Consider the following 9,639-nt stretch of genomic DNA (forward strand, 5'->3'; position numbering starts at 1 on the left):
ATGAATAAACCTAAAGCAAGCAATTAAAACCAATCAAAATAATAAAAGCATCATTAAGTAAGCCTACAATAGGTATAGTGGGTCTCAGTGATGAAGCTACTCTATACGTAATCCCTATGAGGCCTTCATTGATTCTTATGCATTAACCTGGGCTAATCATTAAAAATAATGCCCCACCCCCATTTATGGTGGTTTATGGTGATTGTTGCTGTTGATACTGGTGGTACGTTTACGGATTTCGTGATTCTTAATGATGATGGATCAGTGAGTTCATTCAAGGTATTGAGTACGCCGAGGAATCCTGATGTGGCTGTGCTTAGTGGTTTAAGGAGGATTAATGGGCGTATTTCTGAGGTTCTTCACGCAACTACAATAGGCACTAATGCACTGCTTGGGCAGGTTGGGCTTGAGTTACCTAAGGTTGCCTTATTCACCACTAGGGGTTTTAGGGATGTTATTGAGATTGGTAGGCAGAATAGGCCTAAGCTATATGACTTATTCTTCGATAAGCCAAGGCCCCTAGTACCCAGGGAGCTTAGGTTTGAGGTTAATGAGAGGGTTAAGGCTAATGGTGAAGTAATTAAGGCTGTTGAACCAGGGGAGATTGAGGATTATGCATTGAGGGCTAGAGCCATGGGTGCTGCCAGTGTGGCTGTAGCCTACCTACACTCCTACATTAATCCAATAAACGAGGAGGTTACAGGTAATGTGCTTAGGGGCTTCTTCAAGTATATTAGCTTATCCAGTAAGGTGGCTCCTGAGCCTAGGGAGTATGAGAGGGCATCAACCACTGTGGTTAATGCAGCCTTAATGCCAATAGTCAGCGAGTACATTAGTAAGTTAACCAATGGGCTTAGGGAATTGGGCGTGGGTGAATTCTTCATAGCCTCAAGTGCAGGTGGGCTTATTGACACCAATGAGGCTGTGGAGAGGCCTGTGCAGTTGATTGAATCAGGCCCAGCCGCCGGTGCAGTGGCTGTGGCTGAATTCTCTAGGCTAATTAACGTTAGTAGGGTTATAGGCTTCGACATGGGTGGCACCACGGCTAAGGCCTCAGCGGTAATTAACCATGAGCCTGAAGTAACCAGTGAGTATGAGGTTGGTGGTGAGGTTCACCATGGGAGGCTCATTAAGGGCTCAGGCTACCCGGTTAGGTTCCCCTTCATTGACTTAGCCGAAGTCTCATCGGGAGGGGGGACGATTATTTGGCGTGATGAGGCTGGGGCCCTTAGGGTTGGCCCATTAAGTGCTGGGGCTGATCCAGGGCCAATATGCTACGGTAGGGGTGGTGGTGAACCAACCTTAACTGACGCCAATGTTGTCCTCGGTAGAATTGGCGAATACCTGCTTGGTGGTGAAATGAGGATTAATAGGGATGCAGCAGTTAAGGGGTTATCTAAACTGGGTAGCCCAGTTAACGTGGCTCTTGAAGCCATTAGGCTAGCCACCATTGAGATGGCTAGGGCCGTTAGGCTTGTAACCGTTGAGAGGGGCCTTGACCCAAGGGAATTCACGCTAATGGCGTTTGGTGGTGCAGGCCCTCAATTTGCACCATACATAGCTGAGGAATTAGGCGTAAGTTCAATAATAATACCCCCTGAGCCAGGGGCCTTTAGTGCCCTTGGCCTATTGATGGCTGATGAGAGGTTTGAGGCTAGGGCATCATTCCCAAGCGACATTGAGGAGGGCTTTAGGAGGCTTGAGGGTGAGTTAATGAGTAGGTTACGTAGGGTTGATTACTTCCTTAGGTATGCTGACGTTAGGTATGTTGGGCAGGGCTGGGAGTTAACAATACCTGTGGGTAGGCCGGCAAGCCTAAGTGGGGTTGAGGATGCGTTTAATGATAGGCACTACGCCACATACGGCTTTAAGCTGAATAAGCCCATTGAGGTGGTTACCATAAGGGTGTTCGCAGTGGTTAGGAGGATTAAGCCAAGGTTCAAGGCACCTAAGGCTCAGGGTGAGGCTAGGCCGAGGGGCTTTAGGAGGGTCTTCTTCGATGATTGGGTTGAGGCGCCGGTTTACTGGCGTGGTGAAGTCCCAATGGGGCAGGTTATTGAGGGGCCTGCGGTAATTGAGGAGTATGGTTCAACCACAGTGGTGCCGCCTGGGTGGAGGCTTACTGTTGGGGGTTATGGTGAATTAACCCTAAGTAGGTAATAGCTTATTTATAATTCAGGCTGAACTATGTGTTGATAGGCAATGCTTATATACCCTCAGTAGCCGTGGGCTTAATGAATAACCTCCAACATACTTAATGGCAATCCCATCAAAGGGGCGGCTAGTGGAGCCGGTTATGGGCCTCCTAAATTACATTGGCATTAAGCCTCAGTCAATGGATGATAGGGCCCTTGTATTACCAACAAGCTGGCGCACATTAAGCCTAATAAGGATTAGGCCTGAGGACATACCCAGTGTTGTTGAGTCTAATTCAGCAATAATGGGTATAACCGGCCTAGACTACATTATTGAGAGTGGGGCCTCAGTTAATATTATTGAGAGGCTTGGGTTTGGTAGGGGGAGGATTGTTATTGCAGTACCCTCTGGTTCAGGGATTAATAGTGTTGATGATATTAAGGATGGCTTCAGGTTAGCCACAAAGTACGTTAACATAACTAACGCCTACTTCAGTAGGCTGGGTAAGAGGGTTAGGATTGTTAAGATTTCAGGCAGCGCTGAGGTTATGCCCCTACTTAATGTGGCTGACGGTATAGTTGACGTCATGTCCACAGGCACTACGCTTAGGCTTCACGGCCTTAAACCCATTGGCGTAATCATGGAGAGTGAAGCAGTCTTAGCTACCCCAAGGGAATTGAATAGTGATGAGCGGGAATTCGTGGATAAATTCCTAATACTAATGAGGGGTGCATTAGCCTCAAACGGTAGGAAGCTAATCCTAATGAATGTCCCTGAAGAGGACCTGGAGGCTGTGCTTAAGGTCCTACCAGCAATGGAGGGGCCCACCATAGCTGATGTGGCGTCAGGTAGGCCAATGAAGGAGGTTATATCCGTCGTCCCAGAGGAGTCAATACCAGACCTACTCCCCCTACTGAAGAAGGCTGGGGCTAAGGACATATTAGTGTTAAGTATTGAGAAGGTGATACCGTGAGTAGGCTAATAATACCATCAATAGACTTAAGTAATGGCCTAGTGGTTAAGAGGGTTAGGGGGGTTAAGGGTAGTGAACTCGTTAAATTAAGCCTAAGTGAGGCCCTAAGCCTAATTAAGGATTACCCATTCATCCACGTTGTTGACCTGGATGGAGCTGAGTTAGGTAAGCCAATTAACGTTAATTCAATAGCTAAAATAGGCGCAGCAGTGAATGGGAGGTGCGAAGTAGGGGGTGGGGTTAGGGTTATTGAGGATGCTGAACTACTCCTAAAATATTGCTCAAGGGTCATACTAGGTACCGTGGCTGTTGAGAATCCGCAGCTACTAACCAGTATGATTAATAGGCTTGGCGCGGATAAAGTTGGCATATCCCTTGACTCTGATGGTGAGTGGCTAATGACTAGGGGGTGGAGGGTTAGGGCTAGGAGGATAATGGATGTGTTAAGCGGCTTACCTAGGGTTAGTGCCGTAGTTTACACTAATGTGAGCGTTGAGGGCACTGGAATGGGGCCTAGGGTTAATGGGGAGTTGGTTAAGAGGCTTAAGGATATTGGGGGTGAAGTCTACTATGCTGGTGGAGTATCAGGGTGCAGTGACGTGGAGTATCTATGGGGCCTGGGCTTTAATGGAGTCATAATAGGTTACGCACTCTACGTTAAGGGGGTGAAGTGTAATGCCTAGGAATGCTGTAATTGAGCGTAGGACTAAGGAAACTGAGGTTAGGGTTGAGTTAAATCTGGAACCAGGTGAGGTGAGTGTTGATACGCCCATTAAGTTCCTTAACCACATGGTTGAGACGCTAGTATTCTACATGGGTGCCTCAGGGAGGGTTAAGGCAGTTGACTTAAGGGGCTTCGATGACCACCACGTGGTTGAGGATGTGGCCATAGTCCTTGGTTCAGCGCTGGATAAGGCGCTGGGTGATAGGGTTGGTTTAACTAGGTTTGGTTGGGCCATAGTGCCTATGGATGATGCCTTAACACTAGCCTCAGTGGACCTTGGGGGTAGGGCCTACTTCATGTTTAAGGGCTCCTTCACTAGGGAGGTGGTTGGCGACATGGCCACTGAAATGGTGCCGCACTTCATTAGGAGCCTGGCATCATCACTTAGGGCCACAATACACGTTAACGTAATGTGGGGTGAGAATAACCACCACATAGCTGAGTCAATATTCAAAGCCCTAGGCCTAGCCCTTGGGCAAGCAATACAGGTTAAGGGTGGTGGTGTACAGAGCCTTAAGGGGGTACTATGACTAGGCCAATTGGCTTAGTTAGGCGCATTATACCATGCATGGATGTTGACGCCAACATTGTGGTTAAGGGAGTTAACTTCGAGGGGCTTAGGGTGATGGGCGACCCAGTGGAGTTGGCTTCAAGGTATGAGGAGGAGGGGGCTGATGAATTATTCCTATTGGACATAACAGCCACAGTGCAGGGTAGGTCAACATTCCTTGAAACGGTACGCAATGTTGCCGCAGCTGTGAGTATACCCTTGGGCGTGGGTGGGGGTATTAGGAGTATTAATGATGCTGACTTAGCATTCAAGGCTGGGGCGGATAAGGTCAGCGTTAACACGGCCGCCGTTAAGGATCCAAGTATTGTGGCTGAATTATCCAGGGAGTATGGTGCCCAATCCGTGGTTGTAGCCATTGATGCTAGGAGGATTAGTAATGAGTGGAGGGTATTCATAATGGGGGGTAGGGTTGAAACACACCTCAATGCGGTTGAGTGGGCTAGGACTGTTGAGGAGCTTGGGGCTGGGGAATTACTGGTTACCAGTATTGATGCTGATGGAACAAGGGCGGGTTATGATATTGAATTATACAGGAGGTTGGCTGACTCAGTTAATATCCCAGTAATAGCCAGTGGGGGTGCTGGGGAGCCTAGGCACTTCCTTGAGGTTCTTAAGTACGCTGACGCTGCATTGGCGGCTAGCGTGTTCCATATGGGTATAATAAACATATTAACGTTGAAGGCCTACTTATCGGAATCCGGCATTAGGGTGCGTACGTTAGCTTAGAGCTGAATCCTATTCACGTACCTGGCGTCGAAGCATGACCTAGTGCCCAGGTGGCATGCATTACCCACTTGATAAACCTTAAGCAGTAGGGCGTCACCATCGCAGTCAATCCTGAAGTCAATTAAATACTGGTAGTGGCCACTGGTCTCCCCCTTAAGCCACAGCCTCCTACGGCTTAGGGACCAGTAGTGAACCATGCCTGTTGTTAATGTTTTAAAGACAGCCTCCTTATTCATGCTAGCCACCATTAGCACATCCTTAGTTAAGTAATCTTGAGCCACGGCCACAATGGTTCCATCAGTATGCCTATACCAGAGTGAATCAGTAATCTTAGAAGCCTCCTCTGGGCTTAACTTAAGTACGTTAATGCCGTTAGGCAGCATTAATGAGGCTAATTAAGGGGGCTTTAAAAGATTATTAAGCATCATAGTTTACATGAGTGCTAATAATGAGGCTTAATTAATCCAACGCCTACTTAATACGCACTGAAGTGGATTTCATGTTTAATTTGGATGCTTGTGAATTCATTCTTCTATGAAAGCATTTCCTTAACTTCCAGGTAGAAGAACCCTAGGATTATCCAACCTAAGAAGGCGTTTACCATAACTGGCGAAATCCCCCTAAAGGAGTAAAATAATACCACTATACTGATATGTTCACTTGGTTAATTTTTCTCTATTTATTGGATATTTAATTCAATAAAGATATTTAGGGTTAAGTGATCTATATAATATAGTTATATGGAGATTGAAACTCTACTTAGCCTTAAGGATCCTCAACTTTAAGGGTGAAGGGAAATCAACTCTTAGCTAAGTTAATTAAACCACTTAGGATGCTTAACCCTAATTTACCGCTCTTCTCAGGGTGGAATTGGGTACCGTAGGTGGCTTTACCCTCATCGCAGAGTACGCTAAGTATTGTTGAGCCACCATACCTAGTGAACCCAATGTTTGGCGGCTCATTAATTGGGTTAACCACGGCGTAACTATGCATAAAGTAGTAGTAGCCTCCAATAACGCCTAGGTTACATTCACCATTCAGCTTAACGTAATCCCAACCAATGTGGGGTACCCTAGGCCCCCTAATCCTATTAACCCAACCATCATACCAACCCAAGCCCCCTAACTCCCCCTCATCACTACCCTTGAACATTAACTGTAGGCCTAGGCATATGCCTAATATTGGTGAACTACCCCTAACGCTATTCAATTCATCGGTTAACCTACTTAAGTTAACCATGGCTGAGTTAAATGAGCCAACACCAGGGAGAATCACTGCGTCTACGCTTCTTAATTCAACGGCACTATTAATTAGCATTGGTTCAGCCCCAATCCTACGTAGGGCGTTGAAGATGCTTCCAACGTTGCCGACGCCATAATTAACAACACCAACCTTAACCACCACCCTCACCCTCATGCCTCCTCCTCAACTCCCTACAGACATCACTTAGGTTAAGCCCCATAACTCTCAGTAGGACTAGTAGGTGGTACATGAGGTCAGCTGACTCCCTAATAACCCAATCCTTATCCTTAGCCATAGCCGCTACAGCAACCTCAACAGCCTCCTCACCAACCTTCTTACTAATTAAGCTAACTCCACCCACGTAGAGTGAGTAAGTGTAGCTCCCCTGCCTCCTAGTCCTAATCCTATCATCAATCACACCCTCCAGCACCTTAAGGAAGTCGCAATCATCCACTAGGCATCATTGGGTAACACTATAAATGCTTTCCCAAATAATCCAAAAGGGTGGAGCAGCCTAACAGCGGTAAAAATTAAGCCCCTGGAATGAAGTTAATGAAAGCTTAACGAATGCGAGCGTTAGGGGTTTAATATGCTGGGTAACATTAACAGCACCTTAATAAGATTTAATGATTTAATTAACGTTAACGGCAACGTTACCTTAATTTCCCTTGAATTCACTGGAATGTACCAGGTTTACAGAATACTCAACACGGTGCTTAGAACTAACCAGTACATCTTCAGATTCAGTAACCTAACCCTAATTAATGAGTCAGCTTACGTATACTGCTATACGGTGCCAAACAAATCATCTACACCACTGCCGCATTAGTGGTGAATGCAATTGTACGGTTACATTAAGGATTATTAATCATTCATGCTGGTAAATTACAGTGTATGATCCTGGAGCAGTATTGAATTGGTTCTTAGGCGTGGTATTGTATCAGGGTTAAGGTAAGCCATGATTCTTCATGATGTATGCAGTGGATTTACGAGTATTATTCTTCATTAATCCAATTGACTAATGCCTCAGAATGCCTCCTAAACCCCTCCCTCAACCCCAGTATTGCCCCTAATTCACTAAGCCTCCCAGCCTCAGTCTTACTGGTGGGTTCAATGTAGGCTATTGGCTTCATGAAGTCCATGGGTGTTAAAACACCCCTCCACCTAGCTGAACCACCAGTGGGTAGGACGTGGCTTGGCCCAGCAATGTAATCCACTAGGGCTGAGGGGGCCATTATTGATACTGCGCCGGCATTCCTAATACCATCAATGGGTAATTCAAAACCCCAAATTGACGCATGTTCAGGTGCTAGCTCATTAATCAAGTCAACGCATTCACTGGGCCCATTAATTAACGTTGATAGGTATGGTGAGTTAGTTAACTTGCTTAACTCCTCCTCAATAGCCGTTAAGTAGCCTTCATTCCAGGTAGCTAACACGCCCACGGCGCCAGCATGCTCAAGCTGAGCAGCCAGGTCCAAGGCCACTGTGATTGGCTTAATGCTTGGGTCAGCGCAGGTTACTAATTCAGTGGGCCCCTCAACACCATCAATACCCACGTAGTTTGAAACCAGTAGCTTAGCTGCCTGCACGTAAACGTTACCTGGCCCAGCAATCTTATCCACTTTAGGCACTGACTCTGTACCGAAGGCTAATGCAGCCACTGCCTGAGCCCCACCAACCCTGAATACCCTAGCGTTCAGCCTTAATGCCACGTATGCTGTTTCAGGGTCAATTAAACCATCACGCCTAGGTGGTGTCACTGCGATTAATTCCTCAACCCCAGCTGCCTTAGCTAAAACCCCAGTCATAACCAGTGTTGAGAAGTAGCCCTTAGGCACATATAAGCCAACCCTACTTAAGGGCACCCACCTAACTCCCCTCCTTAAGCCCCTGTAATAATCCTCAATGTTACTTGGCTTAATCCTGTTGTTAAAGGACTCCACTGAGGCCACTGCCTCATCCAACGCCTCCTTAACCCTGGGTTCAATATTACTGGCTAACGCCATTAATTCGCTTGAACTTAACTCAATGGAGCTTAACCTAACGCCATCTAGTTCACTTGTTAACCTAAGTAAAGCCTCATCACCATGCTCCTTAACATCATTAATAATGCCCCTAACCCTATCAATGTATTGATCCATATTAGTTATTCTCCTTAAGAGGCTGGGCAATTCACTACTATTAACCCTCACAATACCCCAGTGGGCCAGTGCTTAATAATATATTGCGTTTTAGATAATACTTATTTAGATTAATTAGTGGACCCCGAGTGGCTAGTGGGCGGTATTCATGGGCTAGAGTCCTCAGCATTGGCTTTTACGAGGAGCCTAATGTTGGTTTAAGTAAGTATAGGCTTCACTTCAATGAAAACCTATTCCTACCGAGGGAGTACTATGAATCAATTCTAGGCGTATTAATGGAACCTGATTTAATTAGGTACTACACTGAACCCCTTAACCCATCGTTAAATGAGCTCATAGCTAAGCACATTAATGCTAATGCCAATAATGTGTTTGCCGTTGCTGGCGGTGATGAGGGCCTTAGGCTCCTCATTCAGCTTACACTGCATGGTTCAGGCAGGCTACTGGTCATTGAGCCCACCTACTCAATGCCTAGGGCACTGGCTGAATCAATGAACATTAGGATTAAGGAGGTTACCCTTAAGCCCAGTTATGAATTGGATGTGGATGAGGTTATTAAGGTTGGTGGTGATGTCGACGTAGTGTACCTCTGTAATCCAAATAATCCAACAGGTAACTTATTCAATAGGGCTGACGTTGAGTACATTGCCTCAAGGCTTAGGGCACTCATCATTATTGATGAGGCCTACGCAGACTTCGCTGGGGTAACGTTAATGGATTTAACAAGGCACTACGATAACGTGGCGGTGGTTAGGACATTCTCCAAGGCCTGGGGCTTAGCTGGGCTTAGGGTTGGTTACGTGGTTGGCTCTGAAGTCATCATTAATGCCCTCAAGAGGATTTCCCTACCCCACAATATACCTTACCCATCAATAGCCATGTTAAGTAAAGCCCTTCAACTTAAGCACTACGTGGAGGAGAGTATTAGGAGGATGATTGAGGTTAGGGGGTTTATGATGAGGAGGATGAGTGAAATCGGCTTAAGGCCATTAAACTCAGTGGCCAATTTCATAACCTTCCACGCCTTAAGGCCAAATGCAGTTTATGAGGAATTATTCAAGAGGGGGTTCGTGCTTAGGAACCTAAGCGGTAAGGTACTCTGTGAGGACTGCCTAAGAACCAC

At 46.3% G+C, this 9,639-nt stretch carries 11 protein-coding genes; 7 read left to right on the plus strand and 4 right to left on the minus strand.

Annotated features, from left to right (window positions below; translation table 11 throughout):
• The first annotated feature begins 195 nt into the window (after nt 1-195).
• The 5 genes from BP896_RS05330 (at nt 196) to hisF (ending at nt 5,130) form a co-directional block, all read left to right on the plus strand.
• Nucleotides 196-2,160: a hydantoinase/oxoprolinase family protein gene (locus BP896_RS05330; RefSeq protein ID WP_291766495.1), complete on the plus strand. Its 1,965-nt coding sequence runs from the start codon at nt 196-198 to the stop codon at nt 2,158-2,160.
• Between the two features lie 97 nt (nt 2,161-2,257).
• Nucleotides 2,258-3,109 (plus strand): ATP phosphoribosyltransferase, encoded by an 852-nt coding sequence (gene hisG, locus BP896_RS05335; RefSeq protein ID WP_291766498.1) that lies wholly within the window; start codon nt 2,258-2,260, stop codon nt 3,107-3,109.
• Complete coding sequence (locus tag BP896_RS05340) at nt 3,106-3,792, plus strand: HisA/HisF-related TIM barrel protein (protein ID WP_291766500.1); 687 nt, start codon at nt 3,106-3,108, stop codon at nt 3,790-3,792. Before hisG ends, BP896_RS05340 begins: the two co-directional genes overlap by 4 nt.
• Nucleotides 3,785-4,363, plus strand: a complete 579-nt coding sequence (locus tag BP896_RS05345) for an imidazoleglycerol-phosphate dehydratase (protein WP_291766502.1) — start codon at nt 3,785-3,787, stop codon at nt 4,361-4,363. The genes BP896_RS05340 and BP896_RS05345 overlap by 8 nt, the downstream gene beginning before the upstream one ends.
• A complete protein-coding gene (gene hisF / locus BP896_RS05350) occupies nt 4,360-5,130 on the plus strand; it encodes an imidazole glycerol phosphate synthase subunit HisF (protein ID WP_291766504.1) in 771 nt (256 codons plus the stop codon). Before BP896_RS05345 ends, hisF begins: the two co-directional genes overlap by 4 nt.
• Here the strand turns inward: hisF and hisI are convergent.
• The 3 genes from hisI to hisE all read right to left on the minus strand — a co-directional run bounded on the left by hisI (nt 5,127) and on the right by hisE (nt 6,826).
• The gene (gene hisI / locus BP896_RS05355) at nt 5,127-5,513 is read right to left on the minus strand and encodes a phosphoribosyl-AMP cyclohydrolase (protein ID WP_291766506.1); all 387 of its coding nucleotides are present in this window, start codon (nt 5,511-5,513) and stop codon (nt 5,127-5,129) included. The two genes, hisF and hisI, sit on opposite strands and share 4 nt — an antisense overlap.
• 415 nt (nt 5,514-5,928) lie before the next feature.
• On the minus strand, nt 5,929-6,546 hold the full coding sequence (gene hisH, locus BP896_RS05360; RefSeq protein ID WP_291766508.1) for an imidazole glycerol phosphate synthase subunit HisH: 618 nt from the start codon (nt 6,544-6,546) through the stop codon (nt 5,929-5,931).
• Nucleotides 6,524-6,826 carry a phosphoribosyl-ATP diphosphatase gene (gene hisE, locus BP896_RS05365; RefSeq protein ID WP_291766511.1) on the minus strand — a complete coding sequence of 101 codons (303 nt, stop codon included), beginning with the start codon at nt 6,824-6,826 and terminating at the stop codon, nt 6,524-6,526. The genes hisH and hisE overlap by 23 nt, the downstream gene beginning before the upstream one ends.
• A gap of 135 nt (nt 6,827-6,961) precedes the next feature.
• On the opposite strand from hisE, the gene BP896_RS05370 reads away from it, so the two are divergent.
• On the plus strand, nt 6,962-7,201 hold the full coding sequence (locus BP896_RS05370; RefSeq protein WP_291766513.1) for a hypothetical protein: 240 nt from the start codon (nt 6,962-6,964) through the stop codon (nt 7,199-7,201).
• A gap of 166 nt (nt 7,202-7,367) precedes the next feature.
• Here BP896_RS05370 and hisD read toward each other — a convergent pair whose 3' ends face one another.
• Nucleotides 7,368-8,567, minus strand: a complete 1,200-nt coding sequence (gene hisD, locus BP896_RS05375) for a histidinol dehydrogenase (protein WP_291766515.1) — start codon at nt 8,565-8,567, stop codon at nt 7,368-7,370.
• Between the two features lie 77 nt (nt 8,568-8,644).
• On the opposite strand from hisD, the gene BP896_RS05380 reads away from it, so the two are divergent.
• A partial coding sequence (locus BP896_RS05380; protein WP_291766517.1) for a pyridoxal phosphate-dependent aminotransferase occupies nt 8,645-9,639 on the plus strand: 995 nt, incomplete at its 3' end.

The organism is Caldivirga sp. UBA161 (genome assembly GCF_002506515.1).
Taxonomy (GTDB): domain Archaea; phylum Thermoproteota; class Thermoprotei; order Thermoproteales; family Thermocladiaceae; genus Caldivirga.

Excerpts from the sequence above, each read along its gene's own strand:
- hisH (WP_291766508.1), bottom strand. The coding sequence starts at position 6,546 with ATGAGGGTGAGGGTGGTGGTTAAGGTTGGTGTTGTTAATTATGGCGTC.
- BP896_RS05330 (WP_291766495.1), top strand. The coding sequence starts at position 196 with ATGGTGATTGTTGCTGTTGATACTGGTGGTACGTTTACGGATTTCGTG.
- BP896_RS05370 (WP_291766513.1), top strand. The coding sequence starts at position 6,962 with ATGCTGGGTAACATTAACAGCACCTTAATAAGATTTAATGATTTAATT.
- BP896_RS05345 (WP_291766502.1), top strand. The coding sequence starts at position 3,785 with ATGCCTAGGAATGCTGTAATTGAGCGTAGGACTAAGGAAACTGAGGTT.
- hisI (WP_291766506.1), bottom strand. The coding sequence starts at position 5,513 with ATGCTGCCTAACGGCATTAACGTACTTAAGTTAAGCCCAGAGGAGGCT.
- hisF (WP_291766504.1), top strand. The coding sequence starts at position 4,360 with ATGACTAGGCCAATTGGCTTAGTTAGGCGCATTATACCATGCATGGAT.
- hisG (WP_291766498.1), top strand. The coding sequence starts at position 2,258 with ATGGCAATCCCATCAAAGGGGCGGCTAGTGGAGCCGGTTATGGGCCTC.